We start from the raw sequence: 24,424 nt of genomic DNA, 5'->3' as shown, positions 1-24,424 counted from the left end.
TTTAAGAGTAAAATCCAAAAAAGTTTATTGTAATTTAATCTTTTGGGGCATATAATCAATTTTCTGTAAATTCCAAACTTAAAAGAGACTGCTATGAATTTCACACCACTTTTTGCAATATTTTTCATAATCGCAACTGGTTTTTTTGCTAAAAAAGCCGGCATTGTTGAGCAAAAGCACTCGATCCCATTTGTGGATTTTGTCCTTTGTTTTGCAATGCCTGCGCTAATCTTTGATAAAATTTACCACGTAAATGTCGATGCCTCGCTTATAAACACGATCTTAATCGGCTTTGCCTCAACCGCCATTAGCGCTGCTTTGGCATTTGTCATAGGTAAGGTTTTTAAATTTACCAAAATAACAACCGTCAGTATGGTCATGCTAAGCCTTTTTGGTAACACCCTATTTGTCGGTATGCCTGTCATTCAGGGCTTCTTTGGCGACGAGATGGTAAATGAGGTCATCTTTTACGATCAAATAGCCACTGGTATCCCACTTTCGATCCTTGGACCACTCATCCTATCTTTTGCCGCGCCTGAGAAGGTCTCATTGTTTCAAAATACAATGAAAATTTTAAAATTTCCACCATTTATAGCGCTTATCATGGGTCTTATCTTAAAAGAAGTCCCACTTCCAGATTTTATCTTTGCGCCACTTAGGATGTTTGAAGGTAGCGTCACTCCAGTCGCACTTTTTGCGATCGGCGTTGGTCTTAACTTTAGCAGTATCACAAGCTCATATAAAGGCGTTAGCGTCGTGCTTTTGTGCAAGATGATCTTGCCAGCTATCGTATTTTTCATAATATTAAAAGTCTCAGGTATCCAGATGAGCAAAACTTGGGTCGTTGGTCTCTTTCAATGTGCGATGCCAACATCAGCCCTAGCAAGCGCAATGGTCATAAAAGCTGGACTTGATAGCTCATTAGCCATCTCGTCAGTCGCCATAGGCGTGCTATTTTCATTTATCACGCTTCCAGTTATCTATTTTGTATTTGCATAAATTCACACTTATTTCACACTAAGAGGCTAGTATTTCATCATATTTCATTTAAAGGAGACGTTATGAAAAAGTTAATCTTAGTTGCACTTGGTGCTATGTTTATGCTTGGTGGTCTTGCAAATGCTACTGAAATGATGAAAAAAGACGACATGGGTAAAGACGAGATGATGAAGAAAGAGCAGATGATGAAAGATGACATGGCTAAAAAACCCATGATAAAAAAAGATGAGATGAAAAAAGAAGACATGGGTATGAAAGATGAAATGAAAAAAGATGACATGGGTATGAAAAAAGACGACATGGGCATGAAAGACGAAATGAAAAAAGACGACATGGGCATGAAAAAAGACGAAATGAAAAAAGGCATGTAAAGGTGCTTAATGGTTAGAATTTTGCTCGTTGAAGATGATGAAACCTTACTTGATCTAATAAGCGAGTATCTGGGCGAAAATGGTTACGATGTCACCACTACAAACAATGCCAAAGACGCACTAGATCTTGCATACGAGCGAAATTTTGACCTACTTATACTAGACGTCAAACTCCCGCAAGGCGACGGCTTCTCCCTACTTTCATCGCTACGTGAGCTTGGCGTCACAACACCTAGCATATTTACCACCTCGCTAAACACCATAGACGACCTTGAAAAAGGCTACAAAAGCGGCTGCGATGACTATCTAAAAAAGCCATTTAAGCTAAAAGAGCTACTTATCCGCATGCAAGCTCTCATAAAAAGAAATTTCTCACACCAAAACGGCGAAGATATCAAAATTTTAGATGATCTTTGCTTTCACCCACAGAGCAAAACTCTAAGTAAAAACGGCGAAAATGTAAATATCTCGAGCAAAGAGAGCGACCTGCTCGCCCTATTTTTGCAAAACAAGGGCAAAATTTTAACCAAAGATGAAATTTTTAATAAAATTTGGAAATTTGACGAGGAGCCAAGTGAGCTTAGCCTTCGTGTATATATCAAAAATTTACGCCAAATTTTAGGCAAAGATGCCATTTTAAACAAGCGTGGAGACGGCTACATCTATGTCTGAAAAGACGCAAATTTTATTTAAAATTTTATCCCTCTATCTTGTTAGCTCTGTGCTATTTTTGAGCTATTTTTTTATACACGACTACCAAAATAAAAAAGAAGCACTCATCTTAAACGAGGTAAAAAGCCTAAAAGAGATCAAGATGGGCATATATATGAAAGCAAGGACAAATGGTCTTAGTTCGGTTTCAAGCCTAACAAAAGAAAAAGGGGTAAAAGCCTGCATCATCTCAAAAAATGGAGCGAAAATTTATCAGGACTTTGCCTGCGAAAATATAGATAAAGAAAAAAATATAAATTTGATAAACGGCAAGGTCACGATCTTTGAAAACATCCAAAGCATGGATAACGACATAACAGATGAGCTTTCTAGCGCTGAGATATTTTTGGTAGGCAAGGACATCAAAAAAGAGATCTTATCCCTTGTAATTTCATGCGTTGTGGATGCTATATTTTTCCTTTTTATACTGCTTTTCATCGCCTTTTACTTAGCAAAACTGAGCCTAAAGCCACTTTATGAAAAGATAGATACGCTAAATCACTTCATAAAAGACTCAACACACGAGATAAACACGCCCCTAAGCGTCATCTCGATGAGCATAGAAACGGCTGATCTTGAAAACCTAAATGAGCGAAATTTAAAGCGCTTTAATAACATCAGCCTTGCTGCAAAGAGCCTAGGTAGCATCTATGACGCGCTCGTTCATCTAAGCTTTAACCTAGATAAACCAAGCAAAAAAGAGCTAATCGATCTAAATTTACTAACCACGCAAAGACTTAGCTACTTCTCGCCATTTTTTGCCAAACGCGGACTTAAGATAGAGGCTAGCCTAAAGCCAAGCTTCATAAACGCAGACCTTGAGGATGTGAGTAAAATTTTAGACAACCTTCTTAGCAATGCCTCCAAATACGCAGCGCCAAATTCAAAGGTTAGCATCGTTTTAGAGCCAAATTTCTTTAGCATAAGCAACACTGGACGCGGCATAAGCAAAGAGCAGCAGATGAAAATTTTTGATCGCTACACGAGATTTAACGACGATCAAGGCGGCTTTGGCATAGGACTAAATTTAGTCAAAGAGTGCTGCAAGAAAAATGACATCTCCGTAAAATGCCAAAGCGAACTTGATGGCGAGACTACGTTTTTGCTCTCTTGGCAGAGTTAAATTTAAAATCACCCTACTTTAAATAATAAAATTTATTAAAAAAGAGAATTTATATCCAAAATTTATTTTTGATAAATTTTATTAATATTATAATCCTTTTACAAAATCTTAATCAAGGAGAAAAGTATGAAACTACTTGAAAAATACGGGCTTTTCATAAATGGTGAGTGGCGTGACGCAAAAGATGGCGCTACACTTGATGCCAAAAATCCAGCAAACGGCGAGCACCTTACAAAGATCGCTGACGCTACCGAAGAAGATGTAAATGACGCAGTTCGCGCTGCACGTGAGGCTTTTAATAAATTTAAACACACCACAGTTAGCGAGCGCGCAAAGCTGCTAAACAAGATCGCTGATATCATCGATGAGCACAAAGAGCACCTCGCAAAAGTTGAAAGCATGGACAACGGCAAGCCAATCCGTGAGACGCTAAATGTCGATATCCCTTTTGCAGCCGAGCATTTTAGGTACTTTGCTGGCGTTATCATGGGCGAAGAAGGTAGTGCTAATGTGCTTGACGAGAAACAACTCTCTATCGTTTTGCGCGAGCCAATAGGCGTCGTGGGGCAGATCGTGCCTTGGAATTTTCCATTTTTAATGGCAGCTTGGAAGCTAGCTCCAGTGATCGCAGCAGGCGACGCAAGCGTGTTTAAGCCTTCAAGTGAGACAAGCCTAAGCGTGCTTGAGCTATTTAGGCTGATAGATAAAATTTTGCCAAAAGGTTTGATAAATATAGTAACTGGCAGAGGTAGCAAGAGCGGCGAGTGGATCAAAAACCACCCAGGCCTTGACAAGCTAGCATTTACTGGCTCAACCGAGATCGGCCGCGATATCGCCATAGCTGCGGCTCGCCGTATCATCCCAGCCACACTGGAGCTTGGTGGCAAGAGCGCAAATATCTTCTTTAGCGACGCAAATTTAGACAAGGCACTTGACGGCCTTCAGCTTGGCATTTTGTTTAACCAAGGTCAAGTTTGCTGCGCGGGATCGAGAATTTTCGTAGAAGAGAGCTTTTATGACAAATTTATAGAGGCTGCGGTTAAGAAATTTAGCACCATAAAAGTTGGCGATCCGCTCGATCCTAGCACTCAAATGGGCTCACAAATCAATAAAAAACAAGCTGAGCAAATTTTAAACTACGTCGAGATCGGCAAAAAAGAAGGCGCAAAAGTGGCAGTCGGCGGCAAAGCCTACACCGCAAATGGTTGCGACAAGGGCGCATTTGTCGAGCCAACGCTGCTAGTTGATGTGACAAATGATATGAGAGTGGCTCAAGAAGAAATTTTTGGACCAGTTGGCGTTGTCATCAAATTTAAAGATGAAGCCGAGCTTATCAAAATGGTAAATGACAGCGAATACGGCCTTGGTGGCGGAATTTTCACGCAAGACATTACAAAAGCACTTCGCGTTGCAAGGTCTATGGAGACTGGCAGGGTCTGGATCAACACTTACAACCAAATCCCAGCAGGCAGCCCATTTGGCGGATACAAAAACTCAGGTATCGGCCGTGAGACGCACAAGATCATCCTTGAGCACTACACTCAGATGAAAAACATCATGATAGACCTCACAGGCAAAGTTAGCGGCTTTTACGCACAATGATTTTAGGGGGCTTAGGCTCCCTACTGCTTTAAATTTCATAAATAAAATTTCTTTCTAAATTTATCAGCAATTAACAATCTTTATTTTTAAGTTTAATAGACTAAAATTTGGCACAAAGGAGAAAATTTGAGCGAGCAAATTTACATTATCGGCGACGTTCACGGCTGTTTTAACACTCTTTTAGAGCTTATCAAGCAGTTTCCAAACAAAGAAAAATCTCAGATTTGCTTTGTTGGCGACGTGATAGATCGGGGGCTTTTTAGCTGCGACGTAGTCGAGCTTATCATGCAAAATGACTATAAAATGGTAATGGGAAATCACGAGCGAAGGCTGCTTAGCAATAAATTTGAATTTCTAAACAACAAAGTGCCATTTGATAGGAGCTGGTTTTTTGGAAACGGCGGCGAAGCGACATATAGATCTTATCTTGGACAAAGCGTAGAGTTTAAGCAAAGGCATGTGGATTTTTTAGAAAGCAGGCCAGTTTATCTGGAATTTAAAGAGCACAAAACCCAAAATGGCGAGCATCTAGTCGTCTCTCACTCAGCCGTTGGCAATATGTGGGAGCTAAGAAATGACAAATATGCTAGCGAAGAGTTTAAAAGGCACCTGCTCTCAGGCAGAGGCGACGAGATGCAAGTTAGTGGCATCTTTAACGTCTATGGCCACACGCCAGTAAGAGAGGTGAAATTTTATAAAAATAGCGCAGATATCGACACAGGCTGTGTTTTTAATGAAGTTGGTTATGACAAACTAAGTGCGCTAGAGTTTCCATCGATGAAAATTTATACGCAAAGAAATATTGAAAATTTTAACAAAAAGGATAAAAATGTGGTTTTCTAAAAAGAGTTCTAGCTTTGCTAGCAGGGTTGATAAATTTTGGAGCGAACTTGGTAAAAATTTAGACGTCATCAAGCGTAATTTAGAGGATAAAAACTACGAAACAGCGAGCAAAATGACTGAAGAGGCACTAAATTTATGTTTAGTCGATCCAACCTTTATGATAGGTCTTGTTAATGACAAGATCGATCTAGTGCTCACTCCAGAAGGGATGAAATATAGGCTTTTTTGGCTCAAATTTATCAAATCACGCATGCCAAAAGAGCTTGAAGCAAAACTTACTTGCACGCTTGGCAAACCACGTGCACCACGCGAAGTAGCAACTATACAGATGTATGGCGTGAGTGTTGATGCAAACGAGGTCATGGTCTATGCAAATTTTGAAGAAAAAAGCGTGGATATGTGCCTATACAACGAGACTTTAAGCAAGCTAAAAAGCGAAGATGAAAATAAAGCCTACACACTAGCTTTTATACTTTGCGACAACGTTGTTGGCGAGACAGCAATGATAAACACGCTTGGCGACTTTGAGATCGTGGATGAAGCAAGAGAAAAAGGTGTCGCGCTTACCGACTTTGCCGATCTTATAGATGATAAATTTGGCAAAGAGGCATCAAGCGAACCGCTAAAGCAGTTTAGCTTTTATGAGCTTGAACCCCGCTCAGATGCACTAAGAGATGATGTATTTATGGGCTATACTAGCCTAACCTCGCTACTAAATGAGTACTATGACGGCAAAAGCGATATCTATAATGAAGCCTACGAGCTTGGTATAAATTTCTGCTTTTTAGTATTGTATCACGGCGGCGACGTGCAGTTTGGCGTTGATAGTAAAAATAAGATAGAAGATGAGCTAGAAGGTAGTACTTTTTGCGAGAGCATGGGCGCAGCTACTGGCACTAAGCACTCTTATGTTGATCTTATATGCTTTGATAAAGACGAGCTTGAAAAGGCTGTTAGTAAATTTAGCAAAGAGCTTGATATCAAGATAGAAATTTGCGAATTTAAACGCTAGATACATAAAATTTCACGTAAAATATTACATACTCTGCTAGCTGGTAAATTTAAAATAGCCAGCTGGCAATAAATTTATCCTTTAAATTTAGAGCTGTTTGAGAGATAGGCGCAAAATTTAAGCCCATATAAAAAGATGATCCACGAGATGTAGATCCAGACAAAGAAGAAAAGCACGGCTGAAAATGAGCCATAGACGCTTAAATAGGTCTTGTTGTAAAGGACGTAATAGACAAAGGCTGACTTGCCAAGATACCAAACGAGTGAGGCGGCAAACGAGCTAAAAAACGCGCTTTTAAATTTTATCTCGTCATTTACTGAGATGAGATATGTGACACAAAATATCACCCAAATGATGAGATATGGCACTATGCTTAAGAAATTTATCCAGCTTGTAAATTTAGTCGAGTTTAGCATCTCTTGCACAAGGCTTGAGAGGTAAAAACTGCCAGCAAGTCCGAGTGGCGCAAGCGTGATGAGCGTCCAGTACGAGCTAAGTGCCGACCAAAATCCCCTAGCCTTGCTAGCTCTTGTCACTTTTAAGACTACGTATTCATAATCACTAAAAAACATAGCCGAAGTAAATATCATCGCCACAAAGCCAACTATGCCTAAATTTCCGCTATTTTGGAGGAAATTTTGTAGATAGTTTGAGATGATCTCTTGATTGCTTGGCAGAAGAGCTGAGAAGACAAAGTCTTGAATTTTGGCGTAATAATCCTCAAAGCTAGGCAGTTTTGTAAAGATAGAAAACGATATAAGAAGTATAGGTATGATCGATAAGATCGTGTGAAAACTAAGGCTTGCTGCGTAGTGAAAGAGCTCTTTGTCCTTAAGAGCAGCTAGCAAATTTAAACCACTCTTTAAATCGCTCTTGCTTAAGGACAAACGGCTCATTTATCAGTTATCTTCTTCAAAAAGTTTTTCGTAGTGAGCATCGTAGTTGTTGATGTGCTCGCTATTTAACTTCCAAAACACAGTATCTATGTCGCTAACTCTTGTATAAAATGGTAGTTGGTAATACTCAACTTCGCCAGTTTTAAACTCTTTTAGCACCTTAAAGCTTTGGCAATCAGCAAAAACGCTTCTGCCATCCATCGCTACAAAGATAAGACCAGCTGCACTTTGAGCGCACATCTTTCTAAAGTCGTCTCTGCTTGGATTTGGCTTGTATTCGTAGCTTAAGTATGCTCCAACAAGGTCTGGATGGATAAATATCATATTAGGAAATGCGCCCAAAACCTCTTCATAAATTTCTTTATTTGGCACGACGATTAGCGAGCGGTTATAAAGGTAGTTTAGCACGACTATATCGCCACTTGCAGGTGCGATGCCAGGGAGTGGAAGAGCCTTTTGCTCGAGTAGGTCAAACACCTCAAATCTAACCTTCGCAAAGCCAGCATTTTTAGAGACAACGCTCACTCTTGCGATGATAGAGCTATCAGTGTCAAATTTATGAAGCACGACGCCGCTTGATCCGATCAAAATTTCAGGACTATCAACTATCGTTGCTGTGCCGTCACTCTCGACGCTAATAAGAGGAGTTCTATACTCGTTTAAAGAAAAATCAGCCCCAAAAGCAAAGCCAAAAAACAGCGATAAAATCACGATTATACGTTTCAAAAATATCTCCTAAGTTTAAATTTTTAGAGCGATTATAGCCTAAAATGCTTTATCTTTTGCAAAATTAAAGCAAGTTTTAGTTAAAATCCCCTCCAGCTTTTTAAAAGGATATCGATGCCTCGTATATTTGTGATTTTTGCAATATTATGTATAAATTTATATGCCATAAAACCAACTGTCGATGAGCTTAGTTGGCCAAATGGCAGCAGCTTTTTAAATTTTCTTGAGACAAATAAAATCCCACTTTCACTTTACTACAACCTAGCAAGCGAAGATCAAGAGCTAACAGAAGAGATCATCGCTGGCACAAAATATCAAATTTACAAAGACGATAACGGCGAGGTTAAACAAGCTCTCATCCCAGTTAGTGACGAGCTTCAGATACATATTTATAGAGATGACAAGGGCAAATTTCAGCTTGAGTTTATCCCGATCTTATACCAAAGCGAAGATAAAGTTTTAGCCCTAAAAGTCGATAAATCGGTCTCTGAAGATATCTTTGACTACACTGGCTCTGGCACGCTAGCGCTTGGTTTTAAAGAGGTTTTTAGCGGCAGCGGGATCGATTTTAAAAAGATAAACAAAGGCGATACGATCGCTATCGTTTATAACCAAAAACTACGCATGGGGCGCTCTTTTGGCACGCCTGAAATTTACGCAGCTATGATAGAGACTAAAAACAAACGCTACGTGATGTATAAATTTGAAGATAAATTTTATGATAAAAATGGCAAGAAAAATGATAAATTTTTGCTCGTTCGCCCACTTGCAAACGCTAGGATCACATCAAATTTCACCCTAAAAAGATGGCATCCGATACTTCAAAGATATAGAGCGCACCTTGGAGTTGATTACGGTGCTCCAAAAGGCACACCGATCAAGGCTGCAGGCGATGGCACGGTCAAATTTGTCGGTCAAAAGAGCGGTTATGGCAGAACCGTCATCATCTCTCACGCTGGCGGCTACGAGACACTTTATGCCCACCTAAATGGCTTTGCAAAGGGCATAAGAAGCGGTCTTAGAGTAAAACAAGGCACGCTAATAGCATACGTTGGTACAAGCGGTATGAGCACTGGCCCTCACTTGCACTTTGGCCTCTATCTAGGTGGCAAGCCGATCAATCCAGAAAGCGCCATAAAGGTCGTAAAAAATATAGAAGACAAGAAAGAGTCGGCTAAATTTAAAGCAGTCATAAATAGAAATGATGAGCTGATAAGACAAGCTCTAAGCAACGACAAAGAGTATCATAAGGTGGAATTTTTCCCTAACGTAATAGATTTTTAAAGGTAAAACTTGAGCCAAGAACTAGAAGAAGCAAAAGAGCTGATAGATCAGCACTTAGATGAAAATTTAGAAGACGGCGAGCTCTCTGCTTACGAGCTAGCCCAGCATCTTAAAACACTTAAAAAACACGATGAAGAGCTTTTTGCTCAGTACCTTGAAAAGCTAGATCCTGAAATTTTGGGTGATGTGGCGATAGAACTACCTGATCACATGCTAAAAGACGTGATCGACACGCTCCCAGCTGAAAAGATCGTAGAAGCGCTTGAAGAGCTAGAGAGTGACGATGCGACAGACCTACTTCAATATATCGAGGATATCGATGAGGACAAGGCTAGAGAGCTTTTTAACGAGCTAGATAAAGAAAATCAAAACGAAATTTTAAGACTTAGAAGCTATGACGAAGATAGAGCTGGTGCGCACATGCAAACAGAGCTATTTTCAGCTCATCTTGAAGAGAAGCTTGGCAGCGCAGTCGCAAGACTAAGACAAGAGAAGCAAGAAGGCAAACTAGAAAACGTCTCACAGCTTTTCATCATCGATAAAAATAGTGTCTTGCAATACGCTATCCCGCTTGAAGATCTCATTCTATTTGACTTTACAAAGACGCTAAAACAAAATATCGAATCAACCCAGATCGACCACTACAAGCCTCACATGGCAAACGATATGGATCTCATGCAAGATGTCGCTGATATGTTTCAAGAGTACGATCTAAACGTTATCGCAGTTACAAGTAGCACTGGCATACTGCTAGGTCGTATCACGTATGATGATATCCACGACTACATCCAAGAGAGCGCAACAGAGCAAATTTATAACCTAGCTGGCGTTGATGACGAGTCAGAAGAGGACGATACGCTATTTAAAGCGGGTCGTGGCCGTGCGGTTTGGCTTGGTGTAAATTTACTAACAGCACTTTTTAGCTCATCTATCATCGGACTTTTTGATGAGACGATCGCGGCTTACGTTGCACTTGCCGTTTTGATGCCAATAGTTGCTTCAATGGGTGGCAACACTGGCACGCAAGCACTTGCCGTTACGGTTCGTCGTTTGGCGCTTGGCGAGATAGAATTTAAAGATGCAAAGAGTGTTTTAAAGCGAGAGGTGACGATCTCACTCGTAAATGGCCTCATCTTTGGCGCTATCATGGGCGTCATCGCCGCTGTTTGGTTTGACAAAGGCATGCTTGGCGTGGTTATTAGCCTTAGTATGGTTACAAATTTATTCTTTGCTGGCTTTTTTGGCACGATCATACCTTTGACGCTAAGGCGCTTTAATATAGACCCTGCCGTTGGCTCGGCGGTCATTCTTACAACTTTTACAGACGCGATAGGATTTTTTAGCTTTTTAGGACTTGCAAAATGGATACTACTATAACAAATTTAGAAATTTTACCTCTTGGTGAGTCAAAATACCTAAAGCCATTTAAGATGAAATTTAAACAAAATGGCTTGCAAAGGGACTGGGACTGCGTCAAAGTGATGAATAGTGTCAGTATATTTTTATATCACGAGCAAAAAGATGCATTTTTGTTTGTCAAGCAGTTTCGCCCAGCCGTTTGGTACTCGCAAGAAAAAGAAGGCATCAAAACAAACGAGCAAGGCTTTACTTATGAGCTTTGCGCAGGACTTATGGATAAGGGGCTAAGCGAAGAGCAGACCGCTAGAGAAGAGGCAGTCGAAGAGGTCGGATACGAGCTAAAAGAGATGGAGCGCATCACGATGACGTATGGCGCTTTTGGCTTTGGCGGCAACATGCAAACGATGTTTTACGCAAAGATCGATGAGAGCATGAAGGTAAATGCAGGCGGTGGCGTCGATGGCGAGGATATCGAGCTAGTTTTTATAAAACGAGAAGATATGATGAAATTTGCCTTTGACGAGAGCAAGGTCAAGGGCTTTGGGCTCATCTTTGCCTACTTGTGGTGGGAGAAATTTAAAGGCTAAAAAGAGACCTTTTTGATAAGCGCAAAGACAACAACCGCCACAATAAAAATGCCAACTAAAATAATATAATCCGACATAAGAAACCTTTACATTTAAAATTTGCACTATTGTAACTAAATTTTTAACAAAATAAGAACTTTATAACCGCACATATCGTAAAATAATCAAAAATTATAAGGAGAAAATGATGAGCGAAAACGAAACTCTTTTTATCAACCGCGAATTAAGCTGGCTACGCTTCAACTCAAGGGTGCTCGCTCAGTGTGAAAAGGATATACCTTTACTTGAAAAGCTAAAATTTATAGCCATTTATATGACAAATCTTGATGAATTTTATATGATAAGAGTGGCCGGTCTAAAGCAGCTTTTTGCAGCTGGAGTGACGACAAGTAGCAGCGACGGCATGAGCCCGCTTGATCAGCTAAGAGAGATCAGAAAGTATCTGCAAGATGAGCAAAATTTAGTCGAGGCTCACTACAAAAACACCGTCGATGCGCTTAGCAAAGAGGGTCTTTTTATCAAAAACTATGACGAGCTTGACGATAGTTTAAAGCAAAAATGCGACGAATACTTTTTCTCAAACATCCTGCCAGTCATCGTGCCTATCGCTGTTGATGCAACCCATCCATTCCCTCACCTAAACAACCTTAGCTTCTCGCTCGCCGTTAAGCTTGCTGATATCGAGCATCCTGAAATTTTAAAATATGGCATGATAAGAATTTCAAGAGTTTTGCCAAGATTTACCCAGCCAAGTAGCAATGTTTTCGTGCCAATAGAAACGATCGTGCACCGCCACGCAGAAGAAATTTTCCCAGGGTATAAGCTTATTAGCTCGGCTGCTTTTAGAGTGACAAGAAACGCTGATATCGTCATCGAAGAAGAAGAGGCGGATGACTTTATGATGATACTTGAGCAAGGGCTAAAGCTTCGTAGAAAAGGGGCTTTTGTGCGTATGCAAATAGATAAAGATGCAGACGCTGATATCTTAGAGTTTTTAAATTTTCACATGAAAATTTTTCACAAAGATATCTATTTTTCAAGCATCCCGCTCACACTTAGCTCTCTTTGGGAGATAGCTGGGAGCAAGAACTTTAGCCACCTAGCAAACCCGCCCTACGCCCCAAAAACCCTGCCTCCATTTGGCAACGGCATCTCAGTTTTTGACGCCATAGATAAAGAGGATGTGTTGTTAGTTCATCCTTTTGAGAGCTTTGATCCAGTCGTTAGCTTTATAAGAGAGGCTAGCAAAGATCCAAAGGTGATCTCGATACGCATGACGCTTTACAGGGTAGATAAAAACTCACCTATCATTCAAAGCCTAATAGACGCTGCAAGTGACGGCAAGCAAGTAACCGTGATGGTCGAGCTAAAAGCTAGGTTTGATGAAGAAAATAACCTTCACTGGGCAAAGGCGCTAGAAGATGCTGGCGCGCACGTGATATATGGCATCACAGGCTTTAAAGTCCATGCAAAAGTTAGTCAAGTGATCCGCCAGATCGGTGATAAACTTAAATTTTACATGCACTTTGGCACTGGCAACTACAACGGCAGCTCGGCTAAAATTTACACCGACGTGAGCCTATTTACGAGCAAAGAGGAATTTAGCCAAGACACGACCTCGTTTTTTCACATCCTTTCAGGATATAACAAAAACCGCCGTCTAAACGCCCTTAGCATGTCGCCATTTCAGATAAAAGAGCGCATCGTCGAAAAGATAAGAGTGGAGGCTAGCAAAGGCAGTGAGGGCAGGATTATCGCCAAGATGAACGCCCTAATAGACGAAGACGTGATAAACGAGCTTAGCCGTGCCTCAAACGCAGGCGTAAAGATCGATCTCATAGTTCGTGGTGTGTGCGGACTAAGGCCTGGCGTAAAAGGTAAAAGCGAAAATATCAGAGTTCGCTCGATCATCGGCAAGTACCTAGAGCATGCTAGAATTTTATATTTCAAGCACGCCGATCCAAAAATTTACATCTCAAGTGCTGACTGGATGCCACGAAATTTAGAGCGCCGTTTGGAGCTTATGACGCCTATCTTTGAGCCAAGACTTCAAGAGAGACTACTTGAAATTTTGGAGCTTCAACTAAGCGATAATGACCTAGCTTTTGGGCTACAAAATAACGGCGAATACACAAAAGTGGCTAGACGAGATGGCGAAAAAGTGATCTCTTGCCATGAAATTTTAGAAAACTACATCTCTAAAATTTATAAATCCGTCAAAAAAGACACCGACAAAGCAAAAGCTGATATGCTTGCAAGCAAGCTTTTAAAAGAGAGCTAAAAACAAATGGCTTTTAAATTTAAGTTTAGAAGCCATTTTTACTTTAAATCATAAACTATAAATCCAAAGACTAAATTTAGTTTCTAGCTAACTTTAACTCCAAATTTAGCCAGCAGTTTTAGTAAAAGTAAAATTTCACATTAGCACAAGCTCCAAATTTGCTACAAAAGTAAAACCGCCTAGCAAACTGTGTCATCAGTAGCGACGGCTTTTGCTATGTGCATACAGAAACTAGCATTCATGAGAAATTTATCTACAATGGCAACGTTGTTTTAGGAATTTTGTAAAGATCAGCGCTTGCAGGGCGATAGACTGCAGCGTTTTTGAAAGCACGATGATTGCAAACTACACAAGGACATAAAGTCTCGTTTAAAAGCCCTCAACTAAATCAAATTTCTAAATTCCCAGCCAAGTGGCTTAAATTTAAAACTGCCCTACTCCAAAGCCCTCAAAACTGGCTCTGGTTTTAGCTTTACGCTTGGGGCATTTTTACTAAAGCTTATGAGATCCTCTGTCGTTTGGATGCTAAAAGGTAGGCGTGTGAGACAGACTTTAAAGATTTCAGCTGCTGCTATGGCGTCATTTAGGGCTCTGTGGTGAGTGTTATTTATGCCAAGGAGCTCTTTTAGCGAGCCAAGGCCGTATTTTTGCGAGGCGATGGTGCGGCGGCTAAGATCGATGGTACAAAGTTTTCTATTTAGCAGTATGCCAAGGCCGATCTCATTTAGACTATGAGAGATAAATCCGTAGTCAAAATTTACGTTGTGCGCGATAAAAACGCTAGTTCCTAGAAAAATCTTAAACCGCTCAAGCACATTTAGCAAATTTGGCGCACCGACTAGATCGCTCGCTCTTATACCAGTTAGCTCTGTGATATTTTCTGGTACCATAGAAGCTGCTATAAAGCTTTCAAAGCGCCCTATTTCAGCACCATTTTTCATTTTTATAGCACCAATTTCTATTATCTGACCATTTGTCGTACCGCCAGTCGTTTCGATATCCACGACGCAAAATTCCTGCTCGCTAATATCTCTAAATCTCGTGCCAAGCTCGATCTCGTTGCTTTCATTTCTAGTGATATCAAGCCCAAGAGTTCGCCACATATCAAGGTCACGCACGTCGATGAGCGATGAAATTTCCTCAATATCGCTAAATCTTAAAATAAACTCGTGATAGCCTAAATTTTGCCTAGCTAAAATTTCAATGCTATTTTCTAAACGCTGTTTTTTTGGTTTCAAAACTCAAGCTTTATGGCGCGAATGGCTTGTTCGTATGAATTTGATGAGAAGATGTAGTTGCCAGCCACCAAGATATCAGCCCCAGCCTCTTCAAGATCAGGCGCATTTAGTCCGTTTACGCCGCCATCTACTTCGATGAGGCACTTGGCATTTTTGCGCTCTATTAGCTCTCTTAGCGCCCTTGTTTTCTCAAGCACAACTGGCATAAATTTCTGACCGCCAAAGCCAGGATTTACGCTCATTAATAGCACCATATCGACTTCATCGATGATATGCTCGATCGCACTAACTGGCGTGTGTGGATTTAGCACGATGCCAGGGCTAACGCCGTTTTTTCTGATGTGATCGATGAGCCTCATCGGATGCTTCTCTTCTTCGATGTGAAAGGTTAGAAATTTTGGCTTTAGTGGCAAAAAAAGGTCAGCAAAAAATGAGTTATTTTCAACCATTAGGTGTATGTCAAGTGGCTTTGTAGCAGCCTTTGCAACGGCACTTACCACAACTGGTCCGATGGTTAAATTTGGCACAAAATGCCCATCCATAACATCAACATGCACCAGATCGCACCCAGCCTCGCAAATGGCTCTTATCTCAGCTGCCAAATTTCCGAAATCAGCCGACAAAATACTAGGTGCAATGTACATTTTAAATCCTTATTTACTTATAAAAATCATGCCAGTTTGGCTCTCTTTTGCATTTAATGTGGCAAAAATTCCACTGCTTGCTCTGTCAAAAAACATCTCATTTTCGTAAAATTTAAAGTTGCTAAGCTTTACCTTTAAATTTCTCTCGATGAAAATGTCTAAAATTTTGCTTGCAATGATACTAAAAATTTGAGAAAATCCGCTTAAACAGCCACACTCCAGATCGCCATTATCTGAAAAAATAGAGCAAATTTTGCTAAGCTTGTCCTTTTTAACACCGAGCAAAATTCTCATCTGTACGTCGCCATAAAAGAGCACGCAAGCCCGCAAATAGTCATTTTCACCCTCTACGTTAAAGTTGCTAATCTTTGCATCAAGGCATAAAATTTCACTCTCTATCAAAGGCGAGAGCACGTCTGTGACACTTGAGATCACAAGTGGCAAAAACTCAACTAAGCTTTTATTCATCTTTGTAGGCTCAATGTCGATAAGGCGCTTTTTAAAATAAAGCGTCGAGTCATCTTTGAAAAAATCATCCATCTTTTTATATAAAAGTATCTTTGCCGCTTTTAAATTTGAAGCAAGTGTCTCTGAGATGTTGCTCTCATTTAAGCCGCAAATCGCCAATATACCGCCACTTTTTTGGCTCAGCTCAGATAGCTTTATCAAAAAACTAGCACCTATGGTATTTAAAGCACCGACCGAATCAGACCAAAAAACAAAGAATTTAAAGCCTATCTTTTGTAATCTTTCGTGAAATTTATAGTCAAAATTCTGCACAAAAGAGCTATCTATGAGCCCTACTGTCTTGTAAATGACGACATCGCCTCTTACAAAGGTGCTAAACTCTTTTTTGCCTAAAACGATGTGATTTTGGGTGCTGATGGTGTATTTGTAAGCTTGCTTGGCGGCATTAAATTCTTCCACGCTTTTTACAAATTTACACTTGTAGCACTTTTGCTCCAAAAGTGAGTTGATGTAGTCTTTATACTGCTCATTTTTGTTATAAATCACGATGGCTTCACTACTATCTACTAGCGTATCGTTTAAAAATAGCGTCGCAACTTTTTCATTTTCAAAGAGTGGAAATCTCAAAATATTTTTTGAAGTCTTTGCCACAAGCTCGTAAAAAGTATCGTCATAGTCACAAACTGCAAACTCAGCGCCTATCTGCTTAGCTATGCCAGAGAGATGCTCGCACGTGCTATTTAGCCAAAGCGGGCTAAAAAAGGTGACATTTTTTAATGAAAGCAAAATAGCACTTATCTGCCTTGCGTAAATTTGCTCCACATCGGCCTTTTTGATACTTGAAGGGGTGATATTAACCTCCAAAAATCCAAATGGTCTAACAATGGCCAAAGAGCCCTCAAAAGTTACTTTCATTTTCTAAGAGCCTTTTTTAAATTTACAACCATATCAGCCGAAGCATGGACGCTAACATCGGTGATCCTATCAATGCCAAAGTCAAAAAATTTAGCAATGCTAGCCTCATAAGAGAGCAAAATTTTAAAGTATTTTAAAACCAAAACCTCTTCTCTAGTGAGCCTATCGCTCTCCCATCCTGCAAGCTTTAAAAGCACTCCAAATAGCGAAATATCAAACCTTCGCTGCAAGATCCTATCAAAGCTCATATCAGAAAAACCAACGATATGTTTAAGCGAGTGCGGATACTTTAAAAAGATCAGCTCGCAAAATATAAGAAGAATGAGCGCGTAGGCAGCTAGAAATAAATTTTTTTGATTTTTTAGTCCAAGGTAGTTTAGAAGTTTGCTCCAGTCAGATAGAAATTTGGCATTAAACTCCATCATCGAGTATAAATTTACACCAAAATTTTTATATCTTTTTGGAGATTTGATAAAAACAAAATAAGAACAAATTATCATTTTTAGATTGTCTATGCCTAGCGAATAAGCCATCGCATAGATATCTCTAGTGTGGTTTTGAACTCCAAAATCGCCTAAATTTACAATAGTTGCAAAGTACGCTTTAAAAGTCTCACTGCCACTAAAAAGCTCCATAGCAGCAGTGATGTCGCCCTCATCCAAGTGCTTTTGGCACTCATAAAAAATATCGGGTATTGTATGGATAAAATTTGAAATTTCATCTATTTGATTTTTAGTTATCATTTTTGTTTTACTGATTTTTTATTTTGGGGCTATTTTAGCCTTAATTAAATAAAAAATCAACAAAACTTATAAATATAAATGTTCATTTTAAGCAATACTTTGGTTTTGTTTAGATAAAATCAGCAGAAATTTTTGTTTATAAGGAAAAAAAATGTCAAAAAGATGTGCGATAACTGGCAAAGGACCAATGGTAGGCAACAACGTGAGCCACGCCAACAATAAAACTAAAAGAAGATTTTTACCAAATCTTAGAACTATCCGTGTTACTCTAGAAGATGGCACAACAAGAAGAATAAAAGTTGCTGCTTCTACTCTAAGAACTATGAAAAAACAGTCAAACTAAGAGATAAAATGAAGAGGAATTTATGTCTTTTCTCTCAAGACTTTTAAAATTCCTCAACTGGTCAAACTCCGCAAAACCAGAAATAAGCCTAGATACTGAGCTTTACGAACAACTAAAACCTTTTAGATTTCCACTAATTTCAGTCGTACTACTGTTACTTTTTGGAACACTGGGTTATATCTTTATAGATAACTTCTCTCTCATAGATGCCTTTTACCAAGCAGGTATGACCTTCACGACGGTCGGTTTTACCGAAGTTGCGCCTATAACTCCAAAGGGGCGAATTTTTACTATAACATTTATCCTTGTTGGCTTCATTATTTTTACGCTATCAATCGGTATCGTTGTAGAAGTTCTAAAAAGAGGCACGTTAATTAACATTTTAAAGGAAAGGCGCATGCTTTACAAGATCGCAAGACTAAAAAATCACTTCGTTATTTGTTATCACAACCTCTACACGATCGAGCTTAGCGCTCAGTTTCGTGAAAATCACATACCATTTGTAGTGGTCGACGACAGAGAAGATATCGCAGAAATAGCTCAAATTTACAAGTATCCATACTTCATAAAAGCTCAGCCTCACACTCAAATCGCCTTTTTAAAAACGCATCTTTCAAGCGCAAAAGGACTAATCACTCTTAGTCCAAACATCGCTGATAATATCGCGCTTATCGCATCTGTTAGACTTTATGAAAAAGAGATAGGCCGCAAAAAACCTTACCACATCATCACAAACTCAGATAGCGAAGATGACACACAAAGGCTAAAAAAACTTGGTGCTGATAACGTAGTAAGCCCATCTCGCCTAGTAGCACAGCGTCTAAGCGCCATGAGCGTAAGACCTGATATGGAAAATTTACTCGAGCAATTTCTATACACAAAAAGCTCGCCTATCGACATAGAAGAAATTCTTGTGCCTGATTACTCTTGGATCAGGTTTAAAAGGCTAAAAGAGACACACCTAAGAAATATCACAAATGCTGACGTGGTAGGCATTAGAGACATAAATAACAAATTTATCCCTATGCCAAATGGCGATACTCTAATCGGCACTGGCACAAAGCTTTTAGTCATCGGCACAGTTGATGGCATACGTCTAACCAAACGCCTAGTAAAGAGCAAACACAAGCCAGAAGAACTAAAATACGTTTAGTTTTTGCATTTGATTTTGTGATATAAATTTGACTCAACCACTATATGCTAGAAGCTTTTATAGATCTAAATTTAGATAGCCAAACATTTACAAAGCCTTGTTAGAATTTATAAATTTTTTACAGGAGCTACGTATGTTACACGAATACACTGATCTCATAAATGAGTTGAAAAAAGTAGATGTTCATTTTGCCGCACTTTGCAAAAAGCATGACGAGCTAAATGAAAAAATAGACAGCAAAGCTGCACAAGCCTCTGAGCTTGATACCTTGAAAAAAGAAAAATTAAAACTAAAAGATGAAATTTACGCTCAAGTTTTAAAATACAAAGAGCAAAAATAAACAAACCATTTCCAAACCATTTTTTGCTTTTGAATTTTGGTTTGGAAAATTTTATTTTCAATAAAAATAATTTTTTTTGCAAAAAACCTTGACAAATGGCATTAAAGTCTATATAATTACAACTCTTAAAAACATTGGGGTATCGCCAAGCGGTAAGGCAACTGGTTTTGGTCCAGTCATTCAGAGGTTCGAATCCTCTTACCCCATCCACCTTTAAAAATCCCAAATAACTCTTATCGCGGAGTAGAGCAGTGGTAGCTCGTCGGGCTCATAACCCGAAGGTCGGCGGTTCAAATCCGTCCTCCGCAACCAAATACCGATTTTATCGGCACTACGAGCCACTTTTTAAAATGCTTAATTTAATCTGAAATTGATTTTAGTAAATTTTCGATAGTTTCTTGAGTTTTTTTGATGTTTGCAGTTATGTATTTTTGAGTTGTAATTATATTTGTATGCCCCAAAGTAAAAGATACTTGCTCGATAGGAATTTTAAGATAATTAATTGAGTAAGTGCCTATTAAATGCCTTATATCGTGTAATCTTATCTTTGGTAGATTATTTCTTTTAAGAAGTGAAGCCCAACTTTTACGTAAATCTTTAAATTTATCATCAGTCATCGGATTAATAAAGACATAATCATTTAGACGTTTTTGCTCTTTAGCTACTATATACCTTTTATAAAGTCTAATATATAGCTCATCGCTCATCTTATATATCATATCTCTTTTAGCCTTATTGATCTTAAAGGGGATAGTATATGTTCTAGTTTTAAAGTTTATATCACTAAATTTAAGGCTTAATACTTCATTTTTACGCCTGCCGTGAAGTAAGAAAAAGAATATATCAGAATTATCATCAGTGTTTTCACAAATAGCTTTTATAAAGCGTTTTTGAATAGCTATAGGATAATCAAAGTATCTTTTATTGTCAAATTTTGGAAGCTCTATAAAATCGCAAGGATTTTTACTTATAAGCTCCAGCTTAATACCTAATTTAAAGATAACTTTAAGTTTAGCAACAATATTTTTAATTGTCTTTATCTTGTATTCTTGCTTTATTAGATCGTTGCAAAACTTTTGAATATCTATGAAATTTATCTCTTTTATATCTCTTAAGCCAAGAGAGTTTTTAAAATGCTTGTTGTAGGTAGCAATATCATTTCTTAGCGTTGATGGACTTAAGATAAGCTCGTAATAGCTAATGTAATTATCAAAAAGATCATTTAAAGACATTTTTAAAACTCATTACAAATCAAAAATCTATCTACAAAGCTATCAATATCAGGAGCATTAAGATCGTGCTTTTTATGATAGTGTGTGAAATTATCTAGCTCCCTATCGAGCATTATATTTTCAACATAGGCTAAATGCTGGGCATTTACATCACCGCCCAAGCTTTGATAGTAATTTACTAGCTCATAATCTCGCATTTTACTTACTGGCCTAACCCTTTTTTCGGTTTTAAATAGCTCGTCGCAAATTTTCAAAACCTGCTTTTGTTTTAGAGTATTACCAAAATTCTTTATTTCATCGCTTGCATCTTTATCAACTCTGTTATTGACCATGAGCCTATCGTAAAAATTCATTAGCCTACCGCTTATATAATGCTCCAACCTACCATTTAAATAAATGATCTCTTCTTTGTAAAAAGGTAAATTTATATATATGTAATCATCTTTTTTATTCCACTCTATCAATACTCTATGATCGTTTGTTAAATCGTTTAAATGATAAAAATCCTGCATTGAACTAATAAAATTTATCTTTCTATAAACCCATAAAGGCACTTTAGTGCGTGAGCTTAGAAATCGCCTTACTTTATGCTTTACATACCAAGCAGAAAGCTCATCAAAATCCTGAGTTTCTTTTAAATTTATGAAAGTTTTTTGAATATACTTCATAACGTAGCCACTAGGATTATTTATTGAAGTTTGAAAGCCGTTAAGCTCGCCGTTTTTCTCTTGCTCGCTTGTAATGGCATTTGTTTTTAAATTTTGCGGAGCATAAAAGATATTCATATAAATTCTTTTCATAAAATTCAACGTATAAGCTGGAACATAAAATAAAGCGTGAACATGTGGCACGCCGTCCTTTTTGTGTGGCTCAAAGCATCTTATATAACTTCTATCTATTTTTTTAAATGCTTTATGATAACGCTTAAGAAACAAAACCCATTGGTAATTCAATACGGCCACCAAATCAGAGATAGTCAAAGGGGCTAAATTTTTAGCCTTATATTTAACTTCACTAGGCAAATATTTATAATCAATAGGCTTAAATTTAGAGTAATCACCATTTAAAGCACCCCTAAAACAGCCATTTAACGTAATAGTTAAAAATACTGGCACTTGAAAATTATCAATCGCAAATGAACTAAAGACATTAACACGATTAGAAACTTCAGCGTAATATTTAGGGCTAAAGTTTGCTGACATTGAAATATCAAGCAAATTTCTAACCTGCCCTAAACTATTGACAAAAGAAAAAGAGCGCATATATTCCCTTTGACTATCAAGCTTCGATTGACAAAGCTCAACATCATAGGGAGAAACACCATATAAATTCCCTGCTCGCATAGTCGCTTTCCTTAAAGGTGAAAGTTTTTTATTAATTTGACAAGGGCTGCTTTGTGGCGGACTACGTCCGCCCAAAGGCAGCCTTTTTTGGCTACGCCAAAACACACTTAGGCGAAGGGGGGCTTATATAGTCCAGCTGGCTCGTTTGTTGCACGGCTCGAAAAGGCTGGACGAACTAAAAAGCTTACTACTCGCCTTTTGTAGGGGATATCCCCTACACCCCTTAAAACATTAAATAATCTGAATTGTGAGCGTTAGAACAGAGTTTATTTCGCTGTCTTGCTCTACTGAAAAAAGATACTTTAAAAGCCAAATATCTTTAAGGATAGGGACGCCGTTACGTTGCTTAGCAGTAGTTTTTTTGTTGATGCCGCTAAGAACAAGAACGTCGCCACGCTTTAAAGAATATGAGCTTTTAAGCTCTTTCTTTGAAACAATGGGCGTTAAAGATGAACTTTGAGAGAGAATATCTTCAAGGATTAGATGCAAGTCAAAATCAATGTGATCGGATAGAATAATAGGTTTTAAATTTATCTTTAAACCAATGTCTTTATATTCATAGCTATCGGTTTTTTGATAATTAACGTTTGATATATCAGTTTTTGAAACAAGATAAGGGATATTCTGAACGGAACTAAAATAAACTTCAGTATGATTTTTTGCCGTCAAGACTGGCGAAGATATAATTTTTGTAATGCCGTTTGTATCAAGAAAATTTAGTATGCCAAAAAATGCGCTATCATCGTTTTTAATGACGTTTGAATTAGTAATGTAAGGGGAAGTAATCAAATTTATGTAATAGGCTAAATCGCCGTGGTTAAGTGGCTTAAGCAAGCTACTTAAATTTGTGCCTAAATCTTTTATATCTTTTAAATTTGTTTCGGTAATTGTAAGCTTAAATGTTACTTGCTCTAAGCTTTTATCTACCTTAGCAATAGCGTCTTTAACTTGATCGAAAATATAATCATCGGCTCTAAAGAAAACAGAATTTGAAGCAACCGCATAGGTAGCATTTAAATCAAACTGGCTAAGAATTTTATTAACATCATCTACAACATAATTTTTTAAATCAATACGCCTAAGATCGTAATCAGGCAATTTTTGAGAACTTACATAGTAAAAGTTATCTTTCTTATATAGGTATAAATTTTTAGCTTCAAGCATTTTTCTAAACATCGCAATAGTGATCTTAACTTCATCTTCAAATATAAAATAATATTCGCCTTGATGTATGCTTTCATCGGTTACGATAGCTATATTATTAGCTTTGCTGGTTAAACGTGCGAAATCTAGCAAATCAGTATAAATTTCAGCAGAAAAAAGGCTATTTAATAGCAGACAAGGAAGAATTAGGAATTTGATTAAACTTTTCATCGGAAACACCTTTGTTATTTTTTTGGATTAAATTTGCAAAAACTGGCTTGTCAAATACGTAATAGTATTTAACAAGCTCATTAGTTTTTGGCTCGAAATAAAAATATAATGGCTTGTGGGTTGAAGATATGTAAGTGATTAATGAAAATGGATATAAGCGATAATCATCGTCAAAATGGCAGTTGTTGTTTAAGCAAGAAATGTTATATACGTAAATTTCAGGTAATTCAATATTATTATCTTTGGGCTTTTTGTTGTCATAAAATAGGCTAGAGCTGGATTGAGTTTGAGAAGCTGGAACGTGAATTTTATCATCGGTTGGGATATTTTCATCAACAGGCTTTTCAACTTCGAACATTGACATAACAATAAAATAAAAATAAAGTAAAAGAAAAATGAAAACTAATACAGCTAAAAGAAAATAGAAGCGAACAAATGATTTTTTATTTGAGCTTTGGCCAGAATGATATAAATTAAACACTTCTTCAAGAAATGGAATATTAATAATCTCGAGTTGATCTTTTTTATATAGCCTAAAGCTGGCATATACTTCATAACGAAATTTCTTTGAAAATAACCTACGTGAGCTATCAACAGCCCTATAAAATTTCTCGGCTATGCGTTTGTATTCATTATTTACGAGCGTTAAATCTTGTGTGATTAAATAAATATCTTGATATAAATGGCGATGATATGTAAGCCACCAAACTAAAATTTCGTCTTTTTTGTCTTTAAAAAAGTTGTGGCACTCATCAAGGACGAATACACAACCATATAAATTTAACTCTTTGGCTTTTTCATTTACTTCGTTATCGGTAGCACCAGTCTTATAAAGAG

24 protein-coding genes and 2 tRNA genes are annotated in these 24,424 nt (G+C 38.1%); 16 read left to right on the top strand and 10 right to left on the bottom strand.

Annotated elements, in window-relative coordinates; all coding sequences use genetic code 11:
- Positions 1-93: 93 nt before the first annotated feature.
- From G6W42_RS06115 to G6W42_RS06085, 7 genes are all read left to right on the top strand, one after another.
- Positions 94-999, top strand: coding sequence for an AEC family transporter (locus G6W42_RS06115; protein WP_194173332.1), 906 nt, complete (start codon positions 94-96; stop codon positions 997-999).
- A 62-nt stretch (positions 1,000-1,061) separates the two neighbouring features.
- Positions 1,062-1,370: a hypothetical protein gene (locus G6W42_RS06110; RefSeq protein ID WP_194173331.1), complete on the top strand. Its 309-nt coding sequence runs from the start codon at positions 1,062-1,064 to the stop codon at positions 1,368-1,370.
- A 9-nt stretch (positions 1,371-1,379) separates the two neighbouring features.
- Positions 1,380-2,042 (top strand): response regulator transcription factor, encoded by a 663-nt coding sequence (locus tag G6W42_RS06105; RefSeq protein ID WP_194173330.1) that lies wholly within the window; start codon positions 1,380-1,382, stop codon positions 2,040-2,042.
- Positions 2,035-3,204 (top strand): sensor histidine kinase, encoded by a 1,170-nt coding sequence (locus G6W42_RS06100; RefSeq protein ID WP_194173329.1) that lies wholly within the window; start codon positions 2,035-2,037, stop codon positions 3,202-3,204. Before G6W42_RS06105 ends, G6W42_RS06100 begins: the two co-directional genes overlap by 8 nt.
- Positions 3,205-3,330: 126 nt before the next feature.
- Positions 3,331-4,806, top strand: coding sequence for an aldehyde dehydrogenase family protein (locus G6W42_RS06095; protein WP_194173328.1), 1,476 nt, complete (start codon positions 3,331-3,333; stop codon positions 4,804-4,806).
- 126 nt (positions 4,807-4,932) lie between these two features.
- Entirely contained in the window at positions 4,933-5,649 is a 717-nt protein-coding gene (locus G6W42_RS06090) for a metallophosphoesterase (RefSeq protein WP_194173327.1), read from the top strand.
- A complete protein-coding gene (locus tag G6W42_RS06085; protein WP_194173326.1) occupies positions 5,636-6,661 on the top strand; it encodes a hypothetical protein in 1,026 nt (341 codons plus the stop codon). Before G6W42_RS06090 ends, G6W42_RS06085 begins: the two co-directional genes overlap by 14 nt.
- A 74-nt stretch (positions 6,662-6,735) precedes the next feature.
- On the opposite strand, the gene G6W42_RS06080 is transcribed toward G6W42_RS06085, so the two are convergent.
- Together G6W42_RS06080 and G6W42_RS06075 are read right to left on the bottom strand one after the other, a co-directional pair.
- Positions 6,736-7,557 (bottom strand): YihY family inner membrane protein, encoded by an 822-nt coding sequence (locus G6W42_RS06080; protein WP_002942744.1) that lies wholly within the window; start codon positions 7,555-7,557, stop codon positions 6,736-6,738.
- Positions 7,558-7,560: 3 nt separating this feature from the next.
- On the bottom strand, positions 7,561-8,283 hold the full coding sequence (locus tag G6W42_RS06075) for a plasminogen-binding N-terminal domain-containing protein (RefSeq protein ID WP_002942758.1): 723 nt from the start codon (positions 8,281-8,283) through the stop codon (positions 7,561-7,563).
- Between the two features lie 114 nt (positions 8,284-8,397).
- Here G6W42_RS06075 and G6W42_RS06070 point away from each other — a divergent pair, with 114 nt between their 5' ends.
- The 4 genes from G6W42_RS06070 to G6W42_RS06055 all read left to right on the top strand — a co-directional run bounded on the left by G6W42_RS06070 (position 8,398) and on the right by G6W42_RS06055 (position 13,794).
- Positions 8,398-9,567 (top strand): peptidoglycan DD-metalloendopeptidase family protein, encoded by a 1,170-nt coding sequence (locus G6W42_RS06070; RefSeq protein ID WP_021088210.1) that lies wholly within the window; start codon positions 8,398-8,400, stop codon positions 9,565-9,567.
- Between the two features lie 9 nt (positions 9,568-9,576).
- The gene (mgtE, locus tag G6W42_RS06065) at positions 9,577-10,944 is read left to right on the top strand and encodes a magnesium transporter (RefSeq protein ID WP_149704066.1); all 1,368 of its coding nucleotides are present in this window, start codon (positions 9,577-9,579) and stop codon (positions 10,942-10,944) included.
- The gene (locus G6W42_RS06060) at positions 10,929-11,513 is read left to right on the top strand and encodes an NUDIX domain-containing protein (RefSeq protein ID WP_087583198.1); all 585 of its coding nucleotides are present in this window, start codon (positions 10,929-10,931) and stop codon (positions 11,511-11,513) included. Before mgtE ends, G6W42_RS06060 begins: the two co-directional genes overlap by 16 nt.
- A 163-nt stretch (positions 11,514-11,676) precedes the next feature.
- A complete protein-coding gene (locus G6W42_RS06055) occupies positions 11,677-13,794 on the top strand; it encodes an RNA degradosome polyphosphate kinase (protein ID WP_346010466.1) in 2,118 nt (705 codons plus the stop codon).
- Between the two features lie 434 nt (positions 13,795-14,228).
- On the opposite strand, the gene G6W42_RS06050 is transcribed toward G6W42_RS06055, so the two are convergent.
- The 4 genes from G6W42_RS06050 to G6W42_RS06035 are packed head-to-tail and all read right to left on the bottom strand — an operon-like array spanning position 14,229 to position 17,802.
- A complete protein-coding gene (locus tag G6W42_RS06050) occupies positions 14,229-15,032 on the bottom strand; it encodes a 3'-5' exonuclease (protein ID WP_194173324.1) in 804 nt (267 codons plus the stop codon).
- Positions 15,029-15,676 (bottom strand): ribulose-phosphate 3-epimerase, encoded by a 648-nt coding sequence (gene rpe, locus G6W42_RS06045; RefSeq protein ID WP_194173323.1) that lies wholly within the window; start codon positions 15,674-15,676, stop codon positions 15,029-15,031. Before rpe ends, G6W42_RS06050 begins: the two co-directional genes overlap by 4 nt.
- A 9-nt stretch (positions 15,677-15,685) precedes the next feature.
- Positions 15,686-17,059: a hypothetical protein gene (locus G6W42_RS06040; RefSeq protein ID WP_194173322.1), complete on the bottom strand. Its 1,374-nt coding sequence runs from the start codon at positions 17,057-17,059 to the stop codon at positions 15,686-15,688.
- Positions 17,056-17,802, bottom strand: coding sequence for a hypothetical protein (locus tag G6W42_RS06035; RefSeq protein WP_194173321.1), 747 nt, complete (start codon positions 17,800-17,802; stop codon positions 17,056-17,058). Before G6W42_RS06035 ends, G6W42_RS06040 begins: the two co-directional genes overlap by 4 nt.
- A gap of 151 nt (positions 17,803-17,953) precedes the next feature.
- Between G6W42_RS06035 and rpmB the strand changes: the two genes are divergently transcribed.
- The 5 genes from rpmB (at position 17,954) to G6W42_RS06010 (ending at position 19,950) form a co-directional block, all read left to right on the top strand.
- Positions 17,954-18,145, top strand: a complete 192-nt coding sequence (rpmB, locus tag G6W42_RS06030; RefSeq protein WP_002942221.1) for a 50S ribosomal protein L28 — start codon at positions 17,954-17,956, stop codon at positions 18,143-18,145.
- Positions 18,146-18,167: 22 nt separating this feature from the next.
- Positions 18,168-19,298 carry a potassium channel family protein gene (locus tag G6W42_RS06025; RefSeq protein ID WP_194173320.1) on the top strand — a complete coding sequence of 377 codons (1,131 nt, stop codon included), beginning with the start codon at positions 18,168-18,170 and terminating at the stop codon, positions 19,296-19,298.
- A gap of 133 nt (positions 19,299-19,431) precedes the next feature.
- The gene (locus G6W42_RS06020) at positions 19,432-19,638 is read left to right on the top strand and encodes a DUF465 domain-containing protein (RefSeq protein WP_103613945.1); all 207 of its coding nucleotides are present in this window, start codon (positions 19,432-19,434) and stop codon (positions 19,636-19,638) included.
- A gap of 135 nt (positions 19,639-19,773) precedes the next feature.
- Positions 19,774-19,848: transfer RNA gene (locus G6W42_RS06015), tRNA-Gln, on the top strand.
- A 27-nt stretch (positions 19,849-19,875) separates the two neighbouring features.
- Positions 19,876-19,950: transfer RNA gene (locus G6W42_RS06010), tRNA-Met, on the top strand.
- A 47-nt stretch (positions 19,951-19,997) separates the two neighbouring features.
- Here the strand turns inward: G6W42_RS06010 and G6W42_RS06005 are convergent.
- From G6W42_RS06005 to G6W42_RS05990, 4 genes are all read right to left on the bottom strand, one after another.
- Positions 19,998-20,870, bottom strand: a complete 873-nt coding sequence (locus G6W42_RS06005; RefSeq protein ID WP_194173319.1) for a tyrosine-type recombinase/integrase — start codon at positions 20,868-20,870, stop codon at positions 19,998-20,000.
- Positions 20,871-20,872: 2 nt separating this feature from the next.
- The gene (locus tag G6W42_RS06000; protein WP_194173318.1) at positions 20,873-22,288 is read right to left on the bottom strand and encodes a rolling circle replication-associated protein; all 1,416 of its coding nucleotides are present in this window, start codon (positions 22,286-22,288) and stop codon (positions 20,873-20,875) included.
- A gap of 156 nt (positions 22,289-22,444) precedes the next feature.
- The gene (locus G6W42_RS05995) at positions 22,445-23,587 is read right to left on the bottom strand and encodes a type II secretion system protein GspD (RefSeq protein WP_194173317.1); all 1,143 of its coding nucleotides are present in this window, start codon (positions 23,585-23,587) and stop codon (positions 22,445-22,447) included.
- A partial coding sequence (locus tag G6W42_RS05990) for a zonular occludens toxin domain-containing protein (RefSeq protein ID WP_194173316.1) occupies positions 23,538-24,424 on the bottom strand: 887 nt, incomplete at its 5' end. The genes G6W42_RS05990 and G6W42_RS05995, both read right to left, overlap by 50 nt.

This window comes from Campylobacter concisus (assembly GCF_015230015.1).
GTDB lineage: Bacteria > Campylobacterota > Campylobacteria > Campylobacterales > Campylobacteraceae > Campylobacter_A > Campylobacter_A concisus_AF.
Note: the sequence above shows the minus strand (reverse complement) of the source record. Positions and strands in the feature narration are given on the sequence as shown.